At 69.2% G+C, this 25,823-nt stretch carries 22 protein-coding genes; 16 read left to right on the top strand and 6 right to left on the bottom strand.

The genetic code is table 11. The features are described from left to right. Positions 1-66: 66 nt before the first annotated feature. Together ACTMO_RS0111750 and ACTMO_RS0111745 are read right to left on the bottom strand one after the other, a co-directional pair. A complete protein-coding gene (locus ACTMO_RS0111750; RefSeq protein ID WP_245556143.1) occupies positions 67-654 on the bottom strand; it encodes a DUF3515 domain-containing protein in 588 nt (195 codons plus the stop codon). Positions 655-723: 69 nt separating this feature from the next. After that, positions 724-957, bottom strand: coding sequence for an Lrp/AsnC ligand binding domain-containing protein (locus tag ACTMO_RS0111745; RefSeq protein ID WP_019854895.1), 234 nt, complete (start codon positions 955-957; stop codon positions 724-726). A 101-nt stretch (positions 958-1,058) separates the two neighbouring features. On the opposite strand from ACTMO_RS0111745, the gene ACTMO_RS0111740 reads away from it, so the two are divergent. Together ACTMO_RS0111740 and ACTMO_RS0111735 are read left to right on the top strand one after the other, a co-directional pair. Further along, a complete protein-coding gene (locus tag ACTMO_RS0111740) occupies positions 1,059-2,027 on the top strand; it encodes a thiamine-phosphate kinase (protein ID WP_019854894.1) in 969 nt (322 codons plus the stop codon). A gap of 96 nt (positions 2,028-2,123) precedes the next feature. Further along, positions 2,124-2,801 carry a uracil-DNA glycosylase gene (locus tag ACTMO_RS0111735; protein ID WP_026449137.1) on the top strand — a complete coding sequence of 226 codons (678 nt, stop codon included), beginning with the start codon at positions 2,124-2,126 and terminating at the stop codon, positions 2,799-2,801. Positions 2,802-2,949: 148 nt separating this feature from the next. Here the strand turns inward: ACTMO_RS0111735 and rpmB are convergent, their stop codons facing one another. After that, positions 2,950-3,141, bottom strand: a complete 192-nt coding sequence (gene rpmB, locus ACTMO_RS0111730; RefSeq protein ID WP_019854892.1) for a 50S ribosomal protein L28 — start codon at positions 3,139-3,141, stop codon at positions 2,950-2,952. A 438-nt stretch (positions 3,142-3,579) separates the two neighbouring features. On the opposite strand from rpmB, the gene ACTMO_RS0111725 reads away from it, so the two are divergent. From ACTMO_RS0111725 to ACTMO_RS0111700, 6 genes are all read left to right on the top strand, one after another. After that, positions 3,580-5,220 (top strand): DAK2 domain-containing protein, encoded by a 1,641-nt coding sequence (locus ACTMO_RS0111725; RefSeq protein ID WP_019854891.1) that lies wholly within the window; start codon positions 3,580-3,582, stop codon positions 5,218-5,220. 181 nt (positions 5,221-5,401) lie between these two features. Next, positions 5,402-7,609, top strand: coding sequence for an ATP-dependent DNA helicase RecG (gene recG / locus ACTMO_RS0111720; RefSeq protein WP_026449136.1), 2,208 nt, complete (start codon positions 5,402-5,404; stop codon positions 7,607-7,609). 331 nt (positions 7,610-7,940) lie between these two features. After that, complete coding sequence (locus ACTMO_RS0111715) at positions 7,941-11,318, top strand: pyruvate carboxylase (RefSeq protein ID WP_019854889.1); 3,378 nt, start codon at positions 7,941-7,943, stop codon at positions 11,316-11,318. 125 nt (positions 11,319-11,443) lie between these two features. Continuing rightward, on the top strand, positions 11,444-12,007 hold the full coding sequence (gene rsmD, locus ACTMO_RS0111710; RefSeq protein ID WP_019854888.1) for a 16S rRNA (guanine(966)-N(2))-methyltransferase RsmD: 564 nt from the start codon (positions 11,444-11,446) through the stop codon (positions 12,005-12,007). A gap of 99 nt (positions 12,008-12,106) precedes the next feature. Further along, positions 12,107-12,592, top strand: coding sequence for a pantetheine-phosphate adenylyltransferase (coaD, locus tag ACTMO_RS0111705; protein WP_026449135.1), 486 nt, complete (start codon positions 12,107-12,109; stop codon positions 12,590-12,592). A gap of 148 nt (positions 12,593-12,740) precedes the next feature. Then, positions 12,741-13,172, top strand: coding sequence for a guanyl-specific ribonuclease (locus ACTMO_RS0111700; protein ID WP_019854886.1), 432 nt, complete (start codon positions 12,741-12,743; stop codon positions 13,170-13,172). 40 nt (positions 13,173-13,212) lie between these two features. Here ACTMO_RS0111700 and ACTMO_RS0111695 read toward each other — a convergent pair whose 3' ends face one another. Then, complete coding sequence (locus ACTMO_RS0111695) at positions 13,213-14,253, bottom strand: NAD-binding protein (protein WP_019854885.1); 1,041 nt, start codon at positions 14,251-14,253, stop codon at positions 13,213-13,215. Positions 14,254-14,550: 297 nt separating this feature from the next. On the opposite strand from ACTMO_RS0111695, the gene ACTMO_RS0111690 reads away from it, so the two are divergent. The 5 genes from ACTMO_RS0111690 to mutM all read left to right on the top strand — a co-directional run bounded on the left by ACTMO_RS0111690 (position 14,551) and on the right by mutM (position 18,034). Next, positions 14,551-15,306, top strand: coding sequence for a DivIVA domain-containing protein (locus ACTMO_RS0111690; RefSeq protein ID WP_019854884.1), 756 nt, complete (start codon positions 14,551-14,553; stop codon positions 15,304-15,306). A gap of 267 nt (positions 15,307-15,573) precedes the next feature. Then, on the top strand, positions 15,574-16,101 hold the full coding sequence (locus ACTMO_RS0111685; RefSeq protein ID WP_019854883.1) for a YceD family protein: 528 nt from the start codon (positions 15,574-15,576) through the stop codon (positions 16,099-16,101). A 2-nt stretch (positions 16,102-16,103) separates the two neighbouring features. Further along, complete coding sequence (gene rpmF / locus ACTMO_RS22405) at positions 16,104-16,286, top strand: 50S ribosomal protein L32 (protein ID WP_084792115.1); 183 nt, start codon at positions 16,104-16,106, stop codon at positions 16,284-16,286. A 95-nt stretch (positions 16,287-16,381) separates the two neighbouring features. After that, entirely contained in the window at positions 16,382-17,062 is a 681-nt protein-coding gene (rnc, locus tag ACTMO_RS0111680; protein WP_425394331.1) for a ribonuclease III, read from the top strand. A 57-nt stretch (positions 17,063-17,119) separates the two neighbouring features. Further along, entirely contained in the window at positions 17,120-18,034 is a 915-nt protein-coding gene (gene mutM / locus ACTMO_RS0111675; RefSeq protein WP_026449133.1) for a bifunctional DNA-formamidopyrimidine glycosylase/DNA-(apurinic or apyrimidinic site) lyase, read from the top strand. A 74-nt stretch (positions 18,035-18,108) separates the two neighbouring features. Here the strand turns inward: mutM and asnB are convergent, their stop codons facing one another. Further along, the gene (gene asnB / locus ACTMO_RS0111670) at positions 18,109-19,944 is read right to left on the bottom strand and encodes an asparagine synthase (glutamine-hydrolyzing) (RefSeq protein WP_019854881.1); all 1,836 of its coding nucleotides are present in this window, start codon (positions 19,942-19,944) and stop codon (positions 18,109-18,111) included. A 243-nt stretch (positions 19,945-20,187) separates the two neighbouring features. Here asnB and ACTMO_RS0111665 point away from each other — a divergent pair, with 243 nt between their 5' ends. Continuing rightward, a complete protein-coding gene (locus tag ACTMO_RS0111665) occupies positions 20,188-20,943 on the top strand; it encodes a nucleoside/nucleotide kinase family protein (RefSeq protein ID WP_019854880.1) in 756 nt (251 codons plus the stop codon). Positions 20,944-20,960: 17 nt separating this feature from the next. Here the strand turns inward: ACTMO_RS0111665 and ACTMO_RS20955 are convergent, their stop codons facing one another. Further along, complete coding sequence (locus ACTMO_RS20955) at positions 20,961-21,506, bottom strand: hypothetical protein (protein ID WP_019854879.1); 546 nt, start codon at positions 21,504-21,506, stop codon at positions 20,961-20,963. A 258-nt stretch (positions 21,507-21,764) separates the two neighbouring features. Here ACTMO_RS20955 and ACTMO_RS0111655 point away from each other — a divergent pair, with 258 nt between their 5' ends. Together ACTMO_RS0111655 and smc are read left to right on the top strand one after the other, a co-directional pair. Then, positions 21,765-22,055 (top strand): acylphosphatase, encoded by a 291-nt coding sequence (locus ACTMO_RS0111655; protein ID WP_026449131.1) that lies wholly within the window; start codon positions 21,765-21,767, stop codon positions 22,053-22,055. A 112-nt stretch (positions 22,056-22,167) separates the two neighbouring features. After that, positions 22,168-25,821 carry a chromosome segregation protein SMC gene (gene smc, locus ACTMO_RS0111650; protein WP_019854877.1) on the top strand — a complete coding sequence of 1,218 codons (3,654 nt, stop codon included), beginning with the start codon at positions 22,168-22,170 and terminating at the stop codon, positions 25,819-25,821. Positions 25,822-25,823 lie beyond the last annotated feature (2 nt).

The raw sequence follows: 25,823 nt of genomic DNA, 5'->3' as shown, positions 1-25,823 counted from the left end.
CGGCGTGGCCGGTCCTGGTGTCGGGGCAGCCACGCCACCACGCCAGGCCCGGCGGGCGGGCTCCGTTCAGGGAAAGACCTCCTGCTTGGCGAGCGTTCCGCGCAGTGTCTCGGAGATCTCCTGCACCGGTCCGCTCCCGATCTCCTCCGAGGCGGTGAGCGCCACGTAGACGGGTCGGTCGACCGCTATCCAGCTGGTGGTCTCGCCGCTGCTGATCGGCAACCAGTCGACTCCCGAGACGTTCATCAGCTCGGAGGTCCTGGTCAACTCGGCCGGTGCCGTGATCCCGCACCGGAGGGTGATCGGGGCGTGGTCCGCGTCCCCCCAGGCCAGGGTTCCGGGAGGAGCCGGCCGTGCGAGCTCCCTGCGGGCAACACCGGTTCCCCGGACGTCCAGTTCGGCGGGCAGCTCCTCCAGCACCTCGGCACAGGCGGAGGAGTCGGCCTCCGGCGCGTCGACCGGCGGCAGCGCCAGCGGGCCGTTCCCGGCACGCGGATCGGGGGTCGAACTCTCCCGGGCCGCTTCCTGCTGGTGGGAGCCACCGGGCCCGTGCAGGAGGCCGAGCGCGGCCACGCCGAGGGCCAGCAGCACTCCCAGCGAGACCGCCACGGCCACCACACTCCTCGGCAGCCCTGATCCGGATTGCTTCTGCACGCCACCACTACAGCACGTGCCCCTCGTCCGGGGGACACCGGCCGGGCCGCGGCCCGGGAGTGGTGGTGTTCACAGATGCACCACGGGACAGGTGAGGGTGCGGGTGATGCCCTCGACGTTCTGGATGTTGGCCACCACCATCTTCCCCAACTGGTCCACGTTCTCGGCCTCGGCACGCACGATGACGTCGTAGGGGCCGGTGACGTCCTCGGCGCTGATGATTCCGGTTCCGCCGGAGATCTCGCCGGCGACCTCGGCCGCCTTCCCGACTTCGGTCTGGATGAGTATGTAGGCCTGCACCATGGAGTACGTCCCTTCGTCCGGTCGACGGTGTCCGAGACAGGAAACCAGGCAGGCAAGTTACCGCATCGCCCCGAGTCGATGCCTCAGGAAAGGAAGATCCAGTGGAGTCCGAGCAGAGACCGAACGAGCGAACTGTCTCCCAGCTCGGCGAGTTCGGCCTCATCCGGAGAGTCACCGCCCAGGGAACCGGCTCGACGAACACACTTCTCGGCCCGGGAGACGACGCCGCCGTGCTCGCCGCCCCGGACGGCAGGGTGGTCGCCACCACCGACGTGCTCGTACAGGACGTGCACTTCCGGCTGGACTGGTCCAGCCCCCACCAGGTGGGACGCAAGGCGGTGGCCGTGAACCTCTCGGACGTGGCCGCCATGGGGGCGGTGCCCACCGGCCTGCTCGTCGGGCTGGGGTGCGCCTCGGACGCGCCGACCGAGCTGGTGGACGGACTCGCGTCCGGTATGCGGGAGGAAGCCGGGCTGGTCGGTACCGACGTGGTCGGGGGCGACATGGTGACCTCGACCACCCTGACGATCTCCGTCACCGCCCTGGGAGATCTCCGGGGGAGAGCTCCGGTGACCCGGGGCGGAGCCCGTCCGGGGGACGTGGTGGCCTTCGCGGGACGGCTCGGTTGGGCCGCGGCGGGCTGGGCCGTGCTGGCCCGGGGATTCCGCTCCCCGTTGGCGGTGGTCGGGGCACACCGGGTTCCCGAACCGCCCTACTCGGCGGGTCCACTGGCCGCCGACGCCGGGGCCACGGCGATGATCGACGTCTCGGACGGGCTGCTCGCGGATCTGGGACACGTCGCCGAGGCATCCGGGGTCGCCATCGACCTCCACAGCGACCGGATCGGTGTTCCCCAGCGGCTGTCGGAAGTGGCCTCCGCGTTGGGGGCGAACCCCTGGCGTTGGGTGCTGACCGGAGGGGAGGACCAGGCCCTGGTGGCGAGTTTCCCCCACGAGGCGGTTCTTCCGCCCGGTTGGCAGCCGATCGGGCGTGTGACCGAGGGCAGCGGGGTGACCGTGGACGGCTCGGAGTACGCCGAGGAGAGCGGCTGGCAGCACTGGACGACCTGACGCGCCGAGAACGCCGACAGGGGTGCCCGTGTCTTCGGGGTACTCCCACCAGGGGGTTGACAGCGATGATCACGGAGGTAGCTAGGGTCGTGGTTCGTGACCAGGAGCCCGTTGCATGAGATTGTGGAACCAGGCTGGGCCGAAGCGCTCGCACCGGTGGCGGACCAGATCGCCACGATGGGGGACTTCCTGCGCGAGGAGGTCGCCGCGGGCAGGGAGTACCTTCCCGCCGGTGAGAACGTGCTGCGTGCTTTCCAGCAGCCGTTCGAGGACGTGCGGGTGCTCATAGTCGGCCAGGATCCCTACCCCACCCCGGGGCATCCCGTCGGGCTGAGTTTCTCGGTGGCCCCGGACGTCGACCCGGTTCCGCGTAGTCTGGCCAATATTTTCTGGGAGTACGGCAACGATCTCGGATATCCGCAGCCCTCGAACGGCGATCTGACTCCGTGGACCGAGCGCGGTGTGTTGCTGTTGAACCGCGTGCTGACGGTGCAGCCGGGCAAGTCGGCCTCGCACCGGGGCAAGGGCTGGGAGGTGGTGACCGACCAGGCCATCCGGGCCTTGGCACAACGGCCGCAGCCCATGGTGGCGATCCTGTGGGGCAGGGACGCGCGCGGTCTGCGTCCGCTGATGCCCGGAGTGGGGTGCGTGGAGTCTCCGCATCCCAGCCCCATGTCGGCCGATCGTGGCTTCTTCGGTTCGCGTCCCTTCAGCCGGGCCAACGAACTGCTGCGGGAACGAGGGGCGGAGCCGGTCGACTGGAAACTCACCTGAGCCCGAAGCCGTACCCGGGGCGGGACGGGTGACGGGTCGTCGTCCCGCCCGGGGCGGAGGTCCCCGGCCCCTCTCACGACGAACGCTCGGCCGGTTCCACCGGCCGAGCGTTCGTGGTTTCGTGGGACCTCACGGTCGGTACGGCGGTTCAGCCGCGCACGACCTTGCCTGCCTTCAGGCAGGAGGTGCACACATTCATCCGCTTGCGCTGGGTCGAGCCGACCTTGGCGCGCACGGTCTGGATGTTCGGGTTCCACCGGCGCTTGGTACGCCGGTGCGAGTGGGAGACAGCCATACCGAAACCCGGTCCCTTGTTGCAGACGTCGCAGACGGCAGCCACGTCAGACACCCCTAACTTCGCTCGAATGTCCATCCCGCGCCGCCCGGCGCGGGCCATGCCTCGTGCGGTGACAGCGCTGAGAGGCCACGCGGCGCCCCCACGTTGGTGAAGCCGTCCACCCAGGGGTGACTGCGTGCCCGTGCACCGCTCCTCCGGTGGCACCGACCCGGTAATCGGTACACGACCTCCGGGAACCGCCCCAGTCTAACCCACCGAGTACCTCCGGCCGCGCTCACCTTGTCTCCGCCGAGGCGGCCCCGGCCTCCGGAGCGGGGGAAAGCCCTTCCGGGAGGGGCGGTCGCTCGACACCGCCCGGCCGCGCGGAGCGACCGTCATCCCCTCCCGAGCGGCGTTGTCCCGCCCGTGACGTCCGGGTGGGAGCGAAGGACTATTCTCGGCGGCACCCGCGGCGAGGTGGCCGACCCATGGGAGGAATTCGTGCTGCACGCGCTGGACGGATCCGCCGTACGCAGATGGGGCGAAGTCTCCGTGCTCGCCCTGACCGCCAACCGTGCCGCACTGGATCGGATCAACGTGTTCCCCGTCGCGGACAACGACACCGGAACCAACCTGGTGCGGACGTCGCGTTCCGCGGTGCTGCGGCTGGAGCGAAACCCCGCCGGGGACTCGGGGTCCGCCCTGTCCGTGTTCGCGGAAGGGGCGCTGCACGGGGCGGTCGGCAATTCCGGGCTGCTGCTGGCCCAGATGTTGCGTGGGTTCGCGCTGGGGGCCCGCGAGCGGCCCGTGGTGAACGGGCGGTGTTTCCGGTCGGCGCTGGAAAGGGGACACGAGCTGGCCGCGGCCTCCGTCGCCGAACCGGTGGAGGGCAGCATGTTGACGGTGTTGCGCGCCGCGGTCGACGCCTGCGAGGACGGTACGGAACTTCCCGCGGCGGTACACGCGGCCACCACCGCGGCGATCACCGCGCTGCGGAGAACACCGGAGCAACGTCCCGAACTGGCCGCTGCCGGTGTGGTGGACGCCGGTGGACGCGGCCTGCTCCTCGTCCTGGACGCGCTGCACGCTGTGGTCCGGGACGGTGGACGGCTGGTCCCCGAGGTCCCCGATCCGGGGGATTCCGTCGTCCCCGCCGCGCACGGTCACGACTCCGCGTACTCCTACGAGGTGATGTACCTGCTGTCCGAGGTCCGCGCCACGGCGGCGGAGCTGCGGGAACGGCTGGGGCGCATCGGGGACTGCGTGTCCGTGGCGGACACGGGGGAGGGCTCCGGTGTGGGGGCCTCCGCGGACCTCTGGGCGGTGCACGTGCACTGTGACGACGTCGGTGCCGCGATCGAGACCGGTGTCGAACTGGGAAGGCCGCACGGTATCCGGGTCACCCGGTTCGCGGACCAACTGGCCGCGGCGAACACGGCGAACGGGGCCGGGCGGCAGGTGTCCCGCGAGGGGGCGAGCGCGGGACACGTGGTGCTGGCCCTGGCTCGGGGGGAACGGTTGGGGGAGCTGTTCCGTTCGGAGGGGGCCAGAGTGCTCACCTTCGGTGAGCGCGAGCTCCCGGACACCAGGGAGATCCTGGAGGCGGTGCTGGAAACGGGACGTGAACAGGTACTGCTGTTGCCGAACGAGGAGGGCCTGCTGGAGCCGGCGGAGAACGCGGCCGCCGCCGCGGTGCGCGCGGGGATCGACGCCGTGGTGATCCCCACCTCGGCGCCGGTGCAGGGGCTGGCCGCCCTGGCCGTGCACGACCCGGAGCGACGTACCGCCGAGGACACCGTGGCCATGGCGGAGGCGGCGGCCGCCACGCGGCACGGGGAGCTCGTGGTGGCCGACCGGGAGGCGCTCACCTGGGCGGGACGCTGTCGTGCCGGGGATCTGCTCGGCATGATCGACGGGGAGGTGGTGCTGATCGGTGACGACCGGGAGAGCGCCGCCCGCGAGCTGCTCGACCGCATGTTGGCCGCCGGCGGTGAACTGGTGACGGTGCTGGTCCCGAAGGGTGCGCCGCCGTCCCTGCCGGAGGGGCTGGCGCACCACCTGCGTCGCACCCGTCCCGAGGTGGAACTGAGCTGCTACTCCTGCGGGGAGTCCGCCGGTGAACTGATGCTGGGGGTGGAGTGATCGGCGGTGCCGCACGGGAGAGCACCGGCTTCCCGACGGAGGGGCTGTCGGACCGTTCGGATAGCTTGACGCACCGTCGCGGAGGCCGGGTGAGCCGTGTGCCCGTACCCTCCTTCGGCGGCGGAGACGGTTCGGACGACAGGGCGGCATCCGTGCCGACACGGGCACGACTGGTGACATGATGATCGGCTGGGACAGCGAACTCGACAGGGTGTTGGGGGCCAAGACGGCCAAGGCACTCGACGGTGCGTTCGGCATCTCCACCGTCGGTGACCTGCTGCGACACTATCCCCGGCGCTACGCCGAACGGGGCGAGCTCACCCCGATCGGCGGACTGGAGATCGGCGAGCACGCCACGGTCCTGGCGCGGGTGGAACGTGTCGACAAGCGCAGGATGCGTTCCCGGAGGGGAACGATCCTGCAGGCCCGCATCACCGACGGCACCCGTTCCCTGTCGTGCACGTTCTTCAACCAGGCCTGGCGGGAACGCGAGCTGTCCCCCGGCAAGAGGGGGATGTTCGCGGGCAAGGTGACCGCCTACCGGGGGGAGCTGCAACTGGCGCACCCCGAGTACCAGCTGTTCTCCGCGGACGAGGACTCCGACGAGCAGGGGGCCGCCCGGAACTTCGCCGGTGCACTGATCCCCGTGTATCCGGCTGCCCAGGGGATTCCGTCGTGGTCGGTGGGGCGCTGTGTCGCCCAGGTGCTGGACGGTTGGGAGGGGGTGCGCGATCCGCTGCCGGAGTCGTTGCGCCAGCGCGTCGGGGTGGTCTCCCTGGAGGAGGCGCTGCGTCTGGTCCACCGGCCCGACAACCTCACCCAGGTGAACCAGGCCCGTCGTCGACTGAAGTGGGACGAGGCCTTCGGAGTGCAGCTCGCCCTGGCCCAGTCCCGGCAGCGGCAGGGAACGCGTCCGGCTCCCCCCTGCCCGCGCCGTGGCGGTGGGTTGGCGGAGGCTTTCGAGGCCGAGCTGCCCTTCACCCTGACCGAGGGGCAGCGTGAGGTGGGGGAACGGATCGCGGAGGATCTGTCCGGCGAGCGTCCGATGAACCGGCTGGTACAGGGCGAGGTCGGTTCGGGCAAGACCGTCGTCGCGCTCCGCGCGATGTTGCAGGTGGTCGATGCGGGCCGCCAGGCTGTGATGCTGGCTCCCACCGAGGTGCTGGCGGCCCAGCACGCCAGGTCGCTGCGTGAGTTGCTGGGCCGTTTCGGCCGTGCGGGAGAGCTCGGTGCCGCCGAGCGGGCCACACGGGTCTGCCTGCTGACGGGATCCCTGCCCGCCGCCCGGCGCAAACAGGCCCTGTTGGACGCGGCGTCCGGGGCGGCGGGAATCGTGGTCGGCACGCACGCGCTCCTGCAGGACGGGGTCTCCTTCGCCGGGCTGGGTCTGGTCGTGGTCGACGAGCAGCACAGGTTCGGTGTCGAACAGCGGGACGCACTGCGGGAGCGGGCGGGTGAACGGAGTTGCCCCCATCTGCTGGTGATGACCGCCACTCCCATACCCCGTACGGTGGCGATGACCGTTTTCGGTGATCTGCGTACCTCCGCGTTGCGCGAACTGCCGCGCGGGCGCGCGCCGATCAGCACCACGGTGGTTCCCTCCGCCGAGAAACCCTCCTGGTTGGAACGGGCCTGGCAGCGGGTTCGTGAGGAGGTCGCCGAGGGACATCAGGTCTATGTGGTCTGCTCCCGGGTGGGGGACGAGTCGGGGGAGACGTCGTCCACCGAGACGGGAGAACTCCATGTCGTGCCGGAGCGCGGCGAGAGCGGGCAACGTACGCCGGTGTCGGTGCTGGATCTCGCCGAGTGGCTGCGGCGGGGGCCACTGGAAGGGCTGCGTCTGGGTGTGCTGCACGGCAGGCTTCCTTCCGAGGACAAGGACGCGGTCATGCGGTGTTTCGCGGACGGGGAGACCGACGTGCTGGTGGCCACCACGGTGGTGGAGGTCGGTGTGGACGTGCCGAACGCCACGATGATGATGATCATGGACGCGGACCGTTTCGGAATGAGCCAGCTGCACCAGCTTCGCGGGCGTGTCGGACGTGGTGACTCACCGGGGCTGTGCCTGTTGGTCAGTGCGGCGATGCCGCAGAGTCCGGCCCGGAACCGACTCGACGCCGTCGCGTCCACAACGGATGGTTTCGAGCTGGCGCGGCTCGATCTGCAGCAGCGCCGCGAGGGAGACGTGCTCGGCGCGGCACAGTCCGGCAGAAGCTCCACGCTGCGGATGCTCTCGCTGGTGCACGACGAGGAACTGATCGCCACCGCCAGGGCCGAGGCCGAGGAGTTCGTCGAGCTGGATCCCGAGCTGCGGGAGCACCCCGGGCTGGCCGCGATGGTCACCGAGCTGGTGGACGAGGACCGGGCGGACTTCCTGGAGAAGGCCTGACATTCCGGTAGCTCCGTCCGGTTACCTGCCCTCGCGGCGGGGCGGAACGGCACTAGGTATGTGACTCTGGTCACTGTTCGGGTGGATCGATTGAGTTCTCGACCCTCCGCGGACAACGCACCGGGATAAGAAAGATCCGAATGATGCATATATTGTGAATTTTTGTCTTATTTCTTTTGGTTGAGCCTTGAAGAGTTCCGATGAACCGCCAGGTCACACGCATCTTTTTCGCGGATCATGATTTCCGTCACGCGGGAGGTGCTCCCGAAAGGGAGAATTTTCGGGGTATTGTTCGCAGGCGATCCGACACCTGCCCCAGGAGGTAGCCGGCATGTTCCGCAAGGTCCTCGTCGCCAACCGTGGCGAGATCGCGATCCGGGCGTTCCGCGCCGGATACGAACTCGGCGCGAAAACCGTCGCCGTGTTCCCCCACGAGGATCGCAACTCGCTGCACCGGCTGAAGGCGGACGAATCCTACGAGATCGGCGAAGCCGGGCATCCGGTGCGCGCCTACCTGTCCGTCGAGGAGATCATCCGGGCCGCCCGGACGGCGGGGGTCGACGCGATCTATCCCGGCTACGGTTTCCTGTCCGAGAACCCCGACCTGGCCGAGGCCTGCCAGCGGGAGGGCATCACCTTCATCGGCCCGCCGCACGAGATCCTCCAACTCACCGGGAACAAGGCCAGCGCGGTGCAGGCGGCGCGCGAGGCGGGCGTTCCCGTGCTGGAGTCCTCGGCCCCCTCGGCCGACATCGACACGCTGATGACGACCGCCGAGGAGATGACCTTCCCCGTGTTCGTCAAGGCCGTGGCCGGCGGCGGTGGACGTGGGATGCGCAGGGTGAACGAATTCGAGTCCCTGCGGGAGGCCCTGGAGGCGGCGATGCGCGAGGCCGAGTCGGCCTTCGGGGATCCGACCGTCTTCCTGGAACAGGCCGTGGTCAACCCTCGACACATCGAGGTACAGATCCTGGCCGACTCGGCGGGCAACGTGGTGCACCTCTACGAGAGGGACTGCTCACTACAGCGCCGGCACCAGAAAGTCATCGAGATCGCCCCCGCGCCCAACCTGGATCCGCGACTGCGGGAACGGATCTGCGCCGACGCCGTGGCCTTCGCCGAACAGATCGGTTACGTCAACGCCGGAACCGTGGAGTTCCTCGTCGACGAGCACGGACGTCACGTGTTCATCGAGATGAACCCGAGGATCCAGGTGGAACACACCGTGACCGAGGAGGTCACCGACGCCGACCTGGTCCAGGCGCAGCTGCGCGTCGCGGCGGGGCAGACCCTCGAGGACCTGGGCATGTCCCAGTCCAACATCGGTCTGCGTGGCGCTGCGCTGCAGTGCCGGATCACCACGGAGGATCCGGCCAACGGTTTCCGACCCGACACCGGCATGATCAGCGCTTACCGCTCTCCCGGCGGTGCCGGAGTGCGTCTGGACGGGGGGACGTCCTTCGCGGGAACCAGCGTCAGCGCCCACTTCGACTCGATGCTGGTCAAACTCACCTGCCGCGGACGGGACTTCGGAACGGCGGTGGCCCGGGCCCGGCGTGCCGTGGCCGAGTTCCGCATCCGGGGAGTGGCCACCAACATCCCCTTCCTGCAGGCCGTGCTGGACGATCCCGACTTCGGCGCGGGAAGGATCACCACCTCGTTCATCGACGAGCGCCCGCAGCTGCTGACCGCGCGGCACTCGGCCGACCGCGGAACCAGGCTGCTGAGCTATCTCGCCGACGTCACGGTCAACCGGCCCTACGGGGAGCGTCCCGGCACCCCGGAACCCCGGGGAAAGCTGCCGCGTGCCGACCTGGAGACCCCGCCACCCGCCGGTTCCAAGGAACGACTCGACCAACTCGGCCCGGAGGGCTTCGCCCGCTGGCTGCGGGAGAGGGAGGCGGTCGGAGTCACCGAGACCACCTTCCGGGACGCGCACCAGTCCCTGCTGGCCACCAGGGTGCGGACCAAGGACCTCACCACGGTCGCCCCCTACGTGGCGCGGAACACCCCGGAACTGCTCTCCCTGGAGTGCTGGGGCGGTGCCACCTACGACGTGGCCCTGCGCTTTCTGGCCGAGGACCCCTGGGAACGGCTGGCCGCGCTGCGCGCCGCCGTTCCCAACATCTGCCTGCAGATGCTGCTACGCGGCCGTAACACGGTCGGTTACACCCCCTATCCGGCCGAGGTGACCGACCACTTCGTCCAGGAGGCCACCGACACCGGCATCGACATCTTCCGCATCTTCGACGCCCTCAACGACGTCGAGCAGATGCGTCCCGCGATCGAGGCGGTGCGCAAGACCGGCAAGTCGCTCGCCGAGGTCGCCCTCTGCTACACGGGGGACCTCTCCGATCCCGAGGAGAGCGTGTACACCCTGGACTACTACCTCCGGCTGGCCGAACGGATCGTCGAGGCCGGGGCACACGTGCTGGCGATCAAGGACATGGCCGGGCTGCTGCGTCCCCCCGCCGCGGAACGACTCGTCTCCGCGCTGCGCCGGGAGTTCGACCTGCCCGTGCATCTGCACACCCACGACACACCGGGTGGGCAGCTGGCGACCTACCACGCCGCGATCGCCGCCGGGGTGGACGCCGTGGACGGCGCCTCCGCCTCCCTGGCGGGGACCACCTCGCAACCGGCGTTGTCCTCGATCGTGGCGGCCACCGACCACACCGAGCGCGCCACCGGGCTCGACCTGGACGCAGTCTGCGACCTGGAGCCCTACTGGGAGGCGGTGCGCAAGGTCTACCGGCCCTTCGAGGCGGGACTGGCGGCTCCCACCGGCCGGGTGTACCGGCACGAGATCCCGGGAGGGCAGCTGTCCAATCTGCGGACCCAGGCCGTGGCGCTCGGGCTCGGCGACAAGTTCGAGGAGATCGAGGCGATGTACGCCGCCGCCGACCGGATGCTCGGCAGGCTGGTCAAGGTGACCCCCTCCTCCAAGGTGGTCGGAGATCTGGCGCTGCACCTGGTCGGTGCCGGGGTGGATCCGGCCGAGTTCGAGGCCGAACCACACAGGTTCGACATCCCGGACTCGGTCATCGGGTTCCTCCAGGGCGAGCTCGGCGACCCACCCGCGGGATGGCCGGAGCCCTTCCGCAGCCGTGCCCTACAGGGACGTCCTCAGGGCAGGCAGCTCGTCGAACTCTCCGAGGAGGACCGCAAGGGGCTGGCCACCCAGCGGCGGGAGACGTTGAACCGACTGCTGTTCCCCAAACCGACCAGGGAGTTCACCGAACACCGGCACGCCTACGGCGACACCTCGCTGCTGAGCAGCAAGGACTTCTTCTACGGCCTGCGTCCGGGCGAGGAGTACGCCGTCGACCTGGAACAGGGGGTGCGCCTGCTGATCGGTGTCGAGGCGATCAGCGAGGCCGACGAGCGCGGTGTGCGCACCGTGATGACCGTGTTGAACGGTCAGATGCGCCCGATCCAGGTGCGTGACCGCTCGGTGGCCTCCGAACTGCCCGTGGCGGAGAAGGCGGAGAAGACGAACCCCGCCCACGTGGCCGCTCCGTTCTCCGGTGTGGTCACGCTGTCGGTCACCGAGGGGCAGGAGGTCGACAGCGGCCAGACGGTCGCCTCCATCGAGGCGATGAAGATGGAGGCCGCCATCACCGCTCAGCGCGGCGGCACGGTCAAGCGGGTGGCCATCGGCCCGGTGCAGCAGGTCGAGGGCGGGGACCTGATCATCGAGATCGGCTGAGCCACAGCGCGGCGAGGAGCCGTGGCCGCCGGGGAGTTCCGACAGCCCGGCTCCTCCGAGCTCTCCGGCCCCTTCCGGTGGCCCCTCCGTTCCCGGGCGGGCTTCCCATGGGCGAGGATGGAACCGTGACCAGAATCGTGGCGGGCAGTGCCGGGGGGCGACGAATCGAGGTCCCCCAGCGGGGAACCAGGCCGGTGACCGAACGGGTCCGCGAGGCCCTGTTCAGCGCGTTGGAGTCGATGACGGACCTGTCCGGTGTGCGGGTACTGGACCTGTTCTCCGGATCCGGTGGTTTCGGCTTCGAGGCCCTGTCCCGGGGGGCCGGACACGCCACGTTCGTCGAGTCCGACCGGCGCGCGGCGGCCGTGCTCCGTCGCAACGCCGCCGCTCTCGGCTTCGGGGCCTGGACGGTGGAACAGGTCGCGGTTCGTTCGATGCTGTCCGGAAAACCCCACCAGCCCTACGACCTGGTGTTCGCGGATCCGCCCTTCGCGATGTCCTCGGACGAGCTGGACGAGTGCTGGACGGCTCTGGTGGGCAACGGCTGGTTGGAGGCGGACGCGCTGGTCATCGTGGAACGGTTCTGGAACACTCCCGAGCCCCGGTGGCCGGAGGGCCTGGAACCGTTGCGCACCAAGCGCTACGGGGACGCGGCGGTGTACTGGGCCGAACACGTGGTGGCGCACTGACCCCGAACCCCGAGCGCCCGCCGTGGGCGGAGCGTACTTCCGGTGAATCATGCCACCTCGGCCTGAGCCCGGCCGGTGTGTGCTGTTAGGTTGCCGCTCATGAGGCGTGCCGTTTGCCCAGGCTCTTACGATCCGGTCACCAATGGCCATTTGGACATCATCGAGCGAGCGGCCGGCTTGTTCGACGAGGTCACCGTCGCCGTTCTCGTGAACAAGAGCAAGAAGAGCCTGTTCGACGTCGATGAGCGCATGGAAATGCTGCGTGAGGTCAGCAAACCCTGGCCGAACGTGGTCGTGGACTCCTGGCACGGCCTGTTGGTGGACTACTGCAGGGCCAACGGCATCGGAGCCATCGTGAAGGGCCTGCGCGCCGTCAGCGACTTCGACTACGAGCTGCAGATGGCCCAGATGAACCAGCGGCTCTCCGGTGTGGAGACCCTGTTCATGTCCACGAACCCGCTGTACAGCTTCCTGGCCAGTTCCCTGGTCAAGGAGGTGGCCACCTACGGCGGCGACGTGTCCAACCTGCTTCCGCCCAGGATCGAACAGCGTCTGCGGGACCGGTTGGCCGAGTTGGCCGAGTGAGACACTCCGGACACCGTCCGGAGTTCCGGTGTCTCCCCTGACCGAGGGAATATCCTTCTCGGGAGGTCGTGATCGGATCGTTTTCGCGCCATTCCGGTTTCACGGGAAATCCACTCCGTGGTCACGTGATGGATCTACCGTCCGGGACATGCGTGAGAACACCGTGCGTACCACGAGAACGCTACTGGCGGCGCTGCTCACCGTTCTCGGGTTGGTGCTGCCCGTCGGGGCGGTCTCCGCCGAGGCACCGCCCACCGCCGCACGTCCCCTCGCCGCCGCGTGCGGGGACACCTCCGGGTTCGACCGGGTGGCCCTGTCCGAACTGCCGCCGGAGGCCACCGACACCGTGCGCCTGATACGGCAGGGCGGCCCCTACCCGTACCCCGAGGACGGCGGGACCTTCCACAACTGGGAGGGCATTCTGCCGGACTGCCCGGACGGCTACTACCGCGAGTACACGGTGGAGACACCGGGACTCGACCATCGCGGTGCGCGCCGTTTCGTGGTCGGAGAGGCGGGCGAGTACTTCTACACCGCGGATCACTACGAGAGTTTCCGACTCACCGACATCCACTCCTGAGGTGGCGACACCGGTCCCGAGCCACTGCCCGGGACCGGTGTCAGTGGTCCTGGACCTCGCGGACCGCCCGGACGAGCTGTTCGGGGGTGACCCGTCGGCCGCAGACGTAGTACAGGGTGCTGCCCGCGGGGATCCGGGTCTCCCAGTCCGGGCTTATCAGCAGTTCCCGCCGCGTACGTACGGCGAGCAGGGTGGCGCTGTGCCGTCTGCCCAGGGCGGTTTGACATGCTCCGTAACTGGCCTGGTCCACCGCCTCCGGCAGCTGGCACGAGTAGGTGTTGCCGCCCCCGTGGGTGACCAGCTCGGCGTAGACCTGGGTGATCCCCGGATCCAGCAGTTCCTCGGTGCTCATGTGCGGGGTGTGCCACTGTACGCACCGGATGTCGCTGTTGACGTAGCGCAGGTGTTCGGCTCTGCTCATGTCACGCAGGGCCACCACCGGGGCCAGTTCCGGATTGAGGTGGTTGACGGCCACGGTGATGGTGAGGGCCTCGTTGTCGTCGTGGGCGTCGACGAGCACGGAACGGGCCCGGTGCAGCCCGGCGCGGCGCAGTACGTCCGCGCTGCTGGTGTCGCCGCGGACGAACTCGACTTCCCGGTCGGGCATCGGGTGTCGTTCCACCTCGGCCCGGGCGCACAGCGCGACGGGGTAGCGCCCGTCGGCGAGCAGTTCGTCGACGATGCGCTCACTGCGGTCCGGGTGGTAGCCGAGTACCACGATGTGCCCGGAGAGGTTCAGGGTGGCGGCCCCGCTCATTCTTCTGCCCTTCGCTTCTTCCAGGGTGGTGGCCAGGTGGGTGAACAGCGTGGTCAGCGTCGCGATCCCCCCGACGATCACGTAGACCCCCACCACGTGGCCGCCGGTGGTCACCGGGTAGAAGTCCCCGTAGCCCACCGTCGAGGCGGTCACCAGGAACCACCACCAGTAGTTGGCGGGATGCACGAGCGCGCTGTCGGGAGGTTCGAACAGCGCCATGAGCGGCCAGCTGGTGAGGAACACGACAGTGATCACCAGCGCCGGTGCGCTCCACGTGTGGAGGTTAGCCAGGCGGCGCAACAGCTGGAACAGCACGGTGGGCAACGGACTCTCCCCGGTGAACGGATTCCCGTGTCCCGCACAGTCTCGGGGATGCGGGTGCACGCCCCGGAACCGGTGGTGGCGGAGGTCGCCCGGGTGGTGTCAGCCGCTGGGACACGCGGCGACCCATATGCGGCGCACCTCGCGTGTCCACGGGCAGACTGGGGACGGAAGACCGGGCCGCGGTGATCGGTTCGAAACGCCCGGAACCGGGGTGATCGACGACCGGTGCCGTGTGCTCTGAGAAGCTGAGCGGACCGGGTAATACCCTTCGGGTGAACACAACTGCAGGGAGTCGACGTGTACCGGGTGTTCGAGGCGCTCGACGAGCTCGTCACGATCGTTGAGGAAGCGCGCAGTGTTCCGATGACCTCCGGATGTGTCGTGCCGCGTGGCGACGTGCTGGAGCTGCTCGACGAGGTGCGGGACGCGTACCCTGCCGAGCTCGATGATGCTCAGGACGTGCTCGACCACCGGGACGAGCTGGTCAACAAGGCCAGGACGGAGGCGGACCAGAGCCTGAGTGAGGCGCGTTCGGAGGCGGAGAGGACCTCCTCCGAGGCCCGTGCCGAGGCGGAGAAGATGCTCGCCGACGCGCGGGAGCGGGCCGACGAGATCATCGCGCAGGCCCGTGCGGAGGCGGAGCAGACGATCAACAACGCGCGGCGGGAGTACGAGGAACACGTCGCCCGGGCGCAGGCCGAGTCCGACCGGATGGTCCAGGCCGGCAGGGCCGCCTACGACCAGTCGATTCACGAGGGACGCTCGGAGCAGGCCCGGTTGGTCTCCGAAACCGAGGTGGTTCAGCAGTCCCAGCGTGAGGCCAAGCGTCTGGTGGACGAGGCGAAGGAGGAGGTCGAGCGTCTGAAGGGCGACTGCGACGCCTATATCGACTCCCGTCTGGCGGACCTCGAGGAGCTGCTGGGGAGGACGCTGCGCACCGTCGGCAAGGGCAGGCAACAGCTGCGTCGTCCGTTGAGTGTCCCGTTCGACTACGAGGAGTGGCAGCCCGGCACGGAGAACGACCCGAACGGAGCGGAGGTCGCAGAACACTGAGCGTCTCCGGAACTTCCCGCCGGCGACTTCGTCCCGGCCGTTTCGTCGCGTACCCTGGTGGGGTGTCCCGCCGAGTTCCCGCACGTCGCGGTTCCCGGCACGTGGCGAGGTGCGGAGCGCGGGCACGTTACCGTGTGTTGTCGCCGTGTTCGGCTGGTCGGCCGGTGCCGTCCCGCCGGGCAGGGCCCGTCCATGTGAGATGCCGAGCCGAAACCACAGATGTCCCAGAATCAAGAAGTCGCGCAGCCTTCCAGGGGAAGCCCCTGGGTGATCGACACCCGCGAGTTCGGTCGCAGTCCGGGCAGCAGTCGCAACTACACCCTCAGCCCTCCGGCTCCCGCCGGTTTCGGTCTCGATATGATCCGGGTGTCCGAGGGTGAAACACTCGAACTCGACCTGCTGCTGGAGGCAGTGGTCGAGGGTGTGCTGGTGTCCGGTACCGTCAGGGCGAACGCCAGCGGGGAGTGTGCGCGGTGCCTCGATCCCGTCTCCGAGGAGGTCGAGGTCGAGGTGCAGGAGCTGTTCGCCTACCCGGACAGCGCCACCGACACCAGCACCGACGAGGACGAGGTCAGCCGTGTCGTCGAGGACCTGGTCGATCTCGAACCGTTGGTTCGGGACACGGTGCTGCCGTCGTTGCCCGCCGCCCCGTTGTGCTCCCCGGAGTGTCCGGGACTGTGTTCCGGGTGCGGTGCCAAGTGGGTCGACCTCGATCCGGAGCACCGTCATGAGACGATAGACCCTCGTTGGGCCGCTCTGCGCGAGCGGTTCGGAGGGCTCGAGGAGGAGAATTAGACGTGGCTGTCCCCAAGCACAAGGTTTCCCGGTCGAACACCCGTAACCGTCGTTCGCAGTGGAAGGCGACCGCGCCGACACTGGTGAACTGCCCGAACCGGGCCTGCCGTGAGAAGAAGCCGCCGCACGTGGTCTGCCCTTCCTGCGGCCAGTATGGCGGTCGCCAGCTCTCCACCCCTGCCTGATAGGCGTCGCCGTGGGGGAGAAAGAGCAGTTCCGGGACCGCAAACCGGACCGGTCCTCGCTGGTGGAGGCTCTCGGCGTCGATTTCGACGCCGAGATGCTCACGCTGGCCCTGACCCATCGTTCCTACGCCTACGAGAACGGTGGGCTGGAGCCGAACGAGCGTCTGGAGTTCCTCGGTGACGCCGTACTGGGGTTGGTCGTGACCGACCGGCTCTACCGGGACCACCCGGACCTTCCGGAGGGACAGCTCGCCAAGCTGCGGGCGAGTGTGGTCAACATGCACGCCCTGGCGGGCGTCGCTCGTGAGCTGGGGGAGGGTGGACTCGGGCAGTACCTGCTGCTCGGCCGTGGCGAGGAGTTGACCGGTGGGCGGGACAAGGCCAGTATCCTGGCGGACTCGCTGGAGGCCGTGCTGGGTGCCGTCTACCTGCAGCACGGCCTGGAGACCTCGCGTGCGGTGATCCATCGGCTGTTCGACTCCCTGCTCACCGAGGCCCCGACGCTCGGCGCGGGGCTCGACTGGAAGACCAGCCTCCAGGAACTCACCGCCTCCGCCGGGTTGGGAGTTCCGGAGTACCGGGTCGAGGAGCAGGGACCCGACCACCGCAAGGAGTTCAGCGCCTACGCGGTCGTCAACGAGGAGACTCTCGGCCGGGGGGACGGCAGTACCAAGAAGGACGCCGAGCAGAAGGCCGCGCGGACGGCCTGGCAGGAACTCTCGACGCGACTCAACGGCACCGCCGGGGAGAACGGGGACGAGGCCTCCGGGGACTGACCCGTTCTGCCGGACCCCCGGTTCCCGCGATCGTGGGACGTGTCCGAAGATGGTTCGGTGCCCGAACTACCCGAGGTCGAGGTAATCCGTAGCGGTCTCACCGGTCATGTGTGTGGCCGTACCCTGTCCCGTGTCGAGGTGCTGCATCCGCGTGCCGTGCGCAGGCACCGGGCGGGAGCCGAGCATTTCTCCGCCGAGCTGGACGGTCGCTCGGTGCTGGATGTGCGCAGGCGTGGGAAGTACCTGTGGTTCGACCTGGCCGAAGAGCCGAGCACAGGGGGCGACCACCCCGGACGGCCCGGTTCCCGCGCGCGGCGGGCGGTGCTCGCGCATCTCGGGATGAGCGGTCAGCTGCTGGTGCAGCCTCGCGGGGCCGCGGACGAGCGCCATCTGCGGGTCAGGTTCGAGTTCGCCGACGGCGGTCCGGAACTTCGTTTCGTCGACCAGCGTACTTTCGGGGGACTGAGTCTGGTCGATCTCCTCGGAACCTCCGAGCCACCGGTGCCCGAGCCCATCGGCCACATCGCGGCGGACCCCCTGGAACCGGTGTTCGACCGGGACGGTGTGGTCGAGCTCGTGCGCTCCCGCAGAACCGGGCTCAAGCGGGCGTTGCTGGACCAGACGTTGGTCTCCGGGATCGGAAACATCTACGCGGACGAGGCGCTCTGGCGGGCGCGGCTGCACTGGGCCCAGCCGACCTCGACGTTGTCGCGGGAGAGCGGCCGGGCCCTGCTGGACGCCGTGGGTGAGGTGATGAGCGAGGCACTCCGCGCCGGTGGCACCTCCTTCGACTCCCTGTACGTGAACGTCAACGGCCGTTCGGGGTACTTCAGCCGTTCCCTGGCGGTGTACGGACGGGAGAACGAACCCTGTCGACGCTGCGGCACGGCGGTACGGCGGGACGTCTTCATGAAACGTTCGTCCTACACCTGCCCGCGTTGCCAGCCGCTTCCCGCCGAACCGCACTGGTGAGACGGGTGGGCGCCCCGGGTGGGTGGTTTCCCCACAGTCCACCGGGGCGTGCGAGGGCACCGTGTCGTTGCCCGTCAGACCCTGATCGTCGGACTGTGCTGCTGGAGCCACACGGAGACGTCCAACAGGCGCTCCAACGCGTCGCGCGTGGTGGGCTCCACAGCTTCGGCGGGGGAGTCCGTGGCGTCACGAAGCAGTTTCTCGTTGAGGAGTTCCACGGCCGGGTCCTGGGCGGAGAGCAGCTCGCGGGCCTGGCGTTGCAGCTCGGCCGTGTACTCGGGGTCCTGGGTGGAGGGGTAGGGGCTTTTGACCCGCTCGACCACCGAGCGGGGCAGGATGTCGGAGGTGGCCCGCCGCAGCAGGCTCTTCTCCCTGCCGTCGTGGGTCTTCAGCGCCCACGGCGCGTTGAAGACGTACTCCACCAGCCGGTGGTCGCAGAACGGCACGCGCACTTCCAGTCCCACGGCCATGCTCATGCGGTCCTTGCGGTCCAGCAGGACACGGACGAAGCGGGTCAGGTGCAGGTAACTGATCTCGCGCATCCTGCGTTCGAAGGCGCTCTCCCCCTCCAGCCGGGGCAGCTCGCCCACCGCCTTCCGGTACTCGGCCTCGACGTAGCCGGGCAGGTCGAGCTTCTGCGCCAACGCGGGGTCGAGCAGGTTGGAGCCCGCCGCATGCTGGGTGTTGAGCGTCGCCATCCACGGGAAGGTGTCCGCCTCGCGGGCCCGCTGGTCGAAGAACCACTTGTAACCACCGAAGATCTCGTCGGCGGACTCACCGGACAGGGCGACCGTGGAGTGCTCCCGGATGGACCTGAACAACAGGTACAGCGAGTTGTCCAGGTCGCCGAGTCCCACCGGCATGTCCCGGGCTCCGACCGCGGCACGGCGCACGGCGGGGTCCGCGAGGGTCTGCGGATTCAGCACGATGTCCTGGTGCAGGGAGTTCACGTGTCCGGCGACGTCGTGCACGTAGGGACCGTCGGGGGTTTCCCGCAGCGAGTCGGCGACGAAGTTCTCGGTCTGTCCCAGGAAGTCCACGGCGAAACTGCGGACCTGCTGCCCGGACGGTTCGAGCTGCCGGGCGGCCAGCGCGGTGATCGCGCTGGAGTCGAGCCCTCCGGACAGCAGAACGCAGCGTGGCACGTCGGAGATCAGCTGGCGCGCGACGATGTCGTCGAGCAGTTCACGCACGTGTGCGCTGGTCCGCTGCGCGTCCGCGGTGTGCTCGGCGGGTTCGAGCCGCCAGTAGGTGTGTCGGTGGATGCCGGCGCGGTCGACGGTCAGCACGGTTCCGGGCTCCACTTCCGCCATTCCCGACCAGACCGCGTGGCCCGGTTTCTTGGTCATGGCGAAGATCTCGCGTAGCCCGTCGGCGTCGACGACCCGTTCGGCCACGGGGTTGGCCAGAATGGCCTTGGGCTCGGAACCGAAGAGCACGCCGTGTTCGGTGGGGTAGTAGTAGAGGGGTTTGATGCCCATTCTGTCCCGGACGAGGAGGAGCTCGTCCTTCCGGGCGTCCCAGACGGCGAAGGCGTACATTCCGTTGAGTCGTTCGGCCAGCGCGGGCCCCCATTCGAGGTAGCCACACAACACGACCTCGGTGTCGCTGTCCGTGTCGAAGCGGTGACCACGGGCGCGTAGCTCCTGGCGGAGTTCGGTGAAGTTGTAGGTCTCGCCGCTGTAGACCAGGCAGACGTCCCCGTCAGGGGTGTGCCTGGTCATGGGCTGGTTTCCTCCCGGAAGGTCGATGATGGCCAGCCTGCGGTGTCCCAGCGCGGCGGTGCCGTGGAAGCTCGTGCCCGCGGCGTCGGGCCCGCGACAGGCCATGGTGTCGCACATCGCCTCCAGCTCGGTTCTCCGTTCCTCCAGGTTTCCGCGGAAGTCGACCCAGCCACAGATGCCACACACGGTGTCCTCCTGTTCACCAGAAACATTTCATTAGCTAAGTTAATAAGTTTGTCACGACACTGAAACCGGATTCCGGGTGAGGTCGATCACCACACGGTCCGAGGAGGACGGACACTCCGCACGCTCGGCGGGACGCCCCGACCCGCGCGGTGGAACGTCCTCCGGGCCTAGGGGGGCGAACCGGAAGAACCTCCCACGAGGACTCCGAAGGATATTCCGGGTAAGGGGTTCGCCGGAGTGGTTATGCTGAGCCGCACGGGGCGGTCCTGCGTGGACCGCCCCGTGCGGCCCGACGGAGCGCACGGAACGGGGGAGACCGTGGCGGAACGAGCGGAACGTACGGATGTGCAGGGCCGCTCCGAGCCGGCCGTACACCATGGAGGAGTGGAGGAACTGGCCCGGCGGGCCTCGGAGCTGGTCGCCGACGGGCGGCGTCGTCTTCTCGGCATCGCCGGCCCGCCGGCCTCGGGGAAGGGCAGAATCGCCGAGCAGCTGCTCGGCAGACTGGAGGGCCGCGCCGTTCTCGTGCCGATGGACGGGTTCCATCTGGCGGGAGCCGAACTGCGCAGGTTGGGCAGACAACACCGCAAGGGAGCTCCGGACACCTTCGACGCGGCCGGATACGTGGCACTGCTACGCAGGTTGCGGGCCGCCGAGGACGAGGTGGTCTACGCCCCCGAGTTCCGTCGCGAGGTCGAGGAGTCCTATGCGGGGGCCATCGCCGTTCCCCGCGAGGTACCCCTGGTGATCACCGAGGGCAACTACCTGTTGCTCGGCCAGGGAGCATGGGGACACGTGCGTGGCCTGCTGGACGAGTGCTGGTTCCTCGAACCCGACGACCGGCAGCGGGTGAACCGGCTGATCGGCCGGCACATGCGCCACGGCATGTCTCGGCGGCAGGCCACCGAGTGGGTGCACCGCAGCGACGAGCGCAACGCGGAGCTGGTGGCCACCACCAGGAACGCGGCCGATCTGGTGATCCCGGGCGATCCGACGTAGCCGGTCGTGCCCGGCGGTCAGCTCGTGGTGCTCTGCGAAGAGTAGCCGGGGGGAAGCGGATCGGTCTCGGACGACGAGGGGGGATCGGAGGAAGAGGGGGGATCGGTGGTCGGTTCCGGCGGGGTGGTCGGCGAGCTGCTCTGCCCGGAGTCCTCCGTCTCGGTGGAGGTGGTCTCACCGGGATCGGGGTCGGGCTGCTCCTCGTGCGGGGGCTCCTCTCCCTCGTTTCCTCCGCCCGTGTCTGCGGAGTCGTCCCGGCCGGGACGGGAGAGACCGGGATCGACACTCTCGTCCGTGGCCGGAGTCGATCCGGAGGGCTGACCACCTTCGGAGGTCCGGGATGTAGGGACGGTGGTGTCCGGTGAGGGGAGTCCCGCCGGGGTCCGTTCGGAAGCGGGGGTGGAGGTGACCACGGTGTCGGGAAGGGCCGTTTCCTCACGGGACTCGCCGTTCAGCGCCATCGCCGCCACGGTGGCGAAACCGGTCGAGATGATCAGACCGAATCCGGCGAGCACGGCCAGTCTTCTCGGGCCGGAGTCCGGGTCGTCGTGGAGAGGTTCCATGGGTCACCCACTCGTGTTCGCGAATCGGCGCGCGGTGGCCGTCGTGCGGTCCCGCGTTCCGCGGCTGCGGAATCGACGCGGTGAGTCCGCCGCGTGGTCGCCCGCTTCGGCATTACGGTAGCGACCGGCACCCGGACGGCGGGGTGGGGGTTGGGCTGTTCGGAGGAGTGCCGCGTGTCTCCTTCGCACCCGTGCCCCGCCGGTGAGGAGGAGTCCCCGTGGGGCGGGAACGGGACGGAACAAGGTGTGGAGGTGAGCATGTCCGAATCGACGAACACCGAGCTCACACGCCTGACGGCGTGGGTTCGTGGCCGAGTGCAGGGGGTGGGTTTCCGTTGGTGGACCCGTGCCAGGGCCCTGGAACTGGGGCTGGCCGGCAGCGCCACCAACCTGCGTGACGGGCGGGTCGAGGTGGTGGCGGAAGGTCCCGGTTCGTCCTGCGAACGATTGTTGGAAATCCTACGTTCGGGTGACACGCCCGGGTCGGTGGAGCATGTCGCCGAGCAGTGGTCCCGGCCGCGCGGAGTCACCGGGTTCGTCGAGAGGTGAGCTCGACACCCTCCCCCTGCGGAGCGGTGACGCCCCCTCGGGCGAGTAAGCTCCCCCGAACGGTTCAGTAGCCGTGTGTAGTCGATGCCTCGTGGAAGGTCGTTGAGGGCCGGTGCATCTGAAGAGCCTGACGCTGAAGGGATTCAAGTCCTTCGTGTCGACCACGACCCTGCGGTTCGAACCGGGGATCACCTGTGTGGTCGGGCCGAACGGCTCGGGCAAGTCCAACGTGTTGGACGCGCTGATCTGGGTCATGGGGGAGCAGGGAGCCAAGGCGTTGCGGGGCGGCAAGATGGAGGACGTCATCTTCGCCGGGACCTCGGGGAGGGCTCCGCTGGGGCGCGCGGAGGTGAACCTGACCATCGACAACGCCGACGGCGCGTTGCCGATCGAGTACACCGAGGTGTCCATCACCCGACGCATGTTCCGGGACGGAGCCAGCGAGTACGAACTCAACGGCAACGCCTGTAGACTGCGTGACCTGCAGGAGCTGTTGTCGGACTCCGGCATCGGGCGCGAGATGCACGTCATCGTCGGGCAGGGGCAGCTCTCCGGCATCCTCCAGGCCAAGCCCGAGGAGCACCGCAGGCTCATCGAGGAGGCCGCTGGGGTGCTCAAGCATCGCAAGCGCAAGGAGAAGGCCCTGCGCAAGCTCGACGCGATGCAGGCCAACCTGACCAGGCTCACCGATCTGACCGGTGAACTGCGCAAACAGTTGAAACCGCTGGGCAAGCAGGCGGAGGTCGCCCGTAAGGCCCAGACGATCCAGGCGGAGCTGCGGGACGCGCGCCTGCGTCTACTGGCCGACGACCTGGTCACGGCACGTTCCGAGCTCGCCAAGGAGGAGGCCAACGAGCAGGCCGCCCGGAACAAACGTGCCGAGGCCGAGAGGGAGTTGCAGCAGGCCCAGGACCAGGAGCGGACGCTCCGGGAACACGTCGACGCCGACACCCCGAGGCTGAACCGGCTCCAGGACACCTGGTACCGCCTGTCCGCCCTGCGGGAACGGCTCAACGGCACACTCCGTCTCGCGGAGGAACGGCACAAGCACCTCAGTGCCGAACAGGAACCCGACCAGGGCGGTGAGGATCCCGAGAGGCTCGAGGCCGAGGCCGAGGAGGTCGCCGAGCGTGAGGAGACCGCCAACGAGGAGGTCGAACGCGTCCGCCAGGAGCTTTCCGAGGTCGTCGAGCTGCGTTCCGGGCTGGAGAGTTCCCTCCAGCGGGCCGAACGCGAACACATGGAGGCCGTCCGTGCGATAGCCGACCGCAGGGAGGGCGCCGCCCGGCTCTCCGGGCAGGTGGAGTCCATGCGCAGCAAGGTGGCCGCCACCGACGAGGAACTCGAAAGGCTTTCCGCCTCGGTCGACGAGGCCGAGCAGCGCGCGCACACCGCCTGGCGGGCCTACGAGGAGGCCGTCGCCGAGGAGGACGGTCCGGAAGGGGCCTCCGAGGCGGAGGCCCACCAGCGCTACGAGACCGCCGTCAGCGCCAGGGACGCGGCGCAGGAGCGGGTGAACGAGCTGGTCGCCGAGGAACGGGGCGTCGAACGCGACATCGCTTCCTGGCAGGCCAGGGTGGAGGCGCTGTCCCTCGGTCTGTCCCCCGGGGACGGTGCCGGGGCGCTGCTCGAGGCCGGTGAACGGGTGCCCGGTCTGCTCGGTTCGGTGTCGACGTTGTTGTCCGTCGAGCCCGGTTTCGAGGTAGCCCTGGCCACGGCCCTGGGTACGGTGGCCGAGGCGGTGGCGCTGCGCGGGGTCGCGGACGCGTCCTCGGCCCTGCGGCTCTTGCGGGAGGAGCAGGCCGGCACCAGCGGGATGCTGCTGTGCTCGGCCTCCGCTTCCGAGCGCACCGGCTGGCCGGATCCCGGGCCGGAGGCCCGGTGGGCCGTGGACCTGGTCGAGGCCCCCGAGGAACTGCGTCCGGCGTTGCTGAACCTGCTGGACCGGGTCGCCGTGGTCGACGGGTTGGAACACGCCGAGGCCCTAGTGGAGCGGCATCCCGAGGTGCGTGCGGTCACCAGGCAGGGGGATCTGCTAGGCAGTGACTGGGCGTTCGGAGGCGCGGGCGAGCGGGCCGGGGGAGGCCTGCTCGAAACCCAGGCGGCCGTGGAGGAGGCCAACTCCGAACTGGAGGCGGCCCGCGGCAGACTCGAACGTTGCCGGGCCACCCTGGAGGGCGCCCGCTCCGAGCTCGGTGAACGCGAGGAGGAGGTACGTCTGGCCCAGGAGCAGCTGGGCGAGATCCGGGTGCGGCACGCGCGCAGCTCGGAGCGGCTCTCCGGCCTCAAGGAGACCGCGGGCTCGGCCGACGCCGAGGTCCAACGGCTTCGGAGCCAGCGCGAGAAGGTGGAGCGCTCCCGCCAGGAGTCGGCGGACAAACTCGCCGAACTGCGGGAACGGCTGGAAGTCGTCGAGGCCGAGCAACACGAGCAGCAGGAACCCGACACCACCGAACGCGACCGGATCAGTGCGGAACTCGACGAGGCGCGTCAGCGGGAGATGGACGCGCGGCTCGCGGTGCGCAGCGCCGAGGAGCGGGCGCGGGCGTTGCAGGGTAAGGCCGAGCAACTGCGTCGTTCGGCGCGCCAGGAGCGGGAACGGCGCCAGCGGGCGCAGCGGGCCCGCCGGGCCAGGGCCGCGGGTGCCCGCGTGGCGGAGATGGTGATCTCGAACTGTCGGACGGCCCTGGACCGGATCTCCGAGTCCCTGCGCTCGGCGGGGTCGCACCGGGACGAGGTGCAGGCCCGGCACTCCGAGAACCAGCGCCAGCTGGAGACGGTCCGCAACCGGGTACGCGAGCTTTCGGGCGAGCTGGAGAAGCTCACCGACGCCATGCACCGGGACGAGGTCGCCCGGGCCGAACAGCGACTGCGGATCGAGCAACTGGAGACCAAGATCGTCGAGGAACACGGGGTGGCGCTCGACGAGCTGGTCGAGGAGTACGGGCCGGACGTGCCCGTTCCCCCGAGTCCGGCGGAGACCGCGGAGTACGAGGCCGCGAAGGAACGCGGCGAGGACGTCTGCCCTCCTCCGGCACTGCCCTACGACCGGGCCACCCAGCAGCGCCGCGCGGAACGGGCGGAGAAGGACCTGGCCGCGCTGGGCAAGGTCAACCCGCTGGCCCTGGAGGAGTACGCGGCCCTGGAGGAACGGTACAAGTACCTCTCGGGACAGCTGGAGGATCTCAAGGCCACCCGCAAGGACCTCCTCGACGTGGTCAAGGAGGTCGACGAGAAGATCCTGGAGGTGTTCTCCTCGGCCTTCCACGACGTCGCCGCGGAGTTCGAGAAGGTCTTCTCGGTGCTGTTCCCCGGAGGATCGGGCAAGCTGGTGCTCACCGACCCGGACGACATGCTCAGCACCGGTGTGGAGGTGGAGGCCAGACCGCCCGGCAAGAAGGTGAAACGTCTCTCCCTGCTGTCCGGCGGGGAGAAGTCGTTGACCGCCGTGGCGATGCTGGTGGCCATATTCCGCGCGCGTCCCTCCCCGTTCTACGTGCTCGACGAGGTCGAGGCCGCTCTGGACGACACCAACCTGCGCAGGCTCATCGGGTTGTTGGACGAGCTCCGCCGCACCTCACAGCTGATCATCATCACCCACCAGAAACCGACGATGGAGATCGCCGACGCCCTGTACGGGGTGAGCATGCGCGGTGACGGTGTCACCACGGTGATCTCCCAGCGTCTGGGGAACACACGGGACCGGGATCCGGGCACGGACCAGACGGAGTCCGCACCCGGTCAGGAGGCGTCCTCGCCGACGTGACG

It is taken from the genome of Actinopolyspora mortivallis DSM 44261 (genome assembly GCF_000384035.1).
Taxonomy (GTDB): Bacteria; Actinomycetota; Actinomycetes; order Mycobacteriales; family Pseudonocardiaceae; genus Actinopolyspora; species Actinopolyspora mortivallis.
This window is presented reverse-complemented; position numbering and strand designations above follow the sequence as displayed.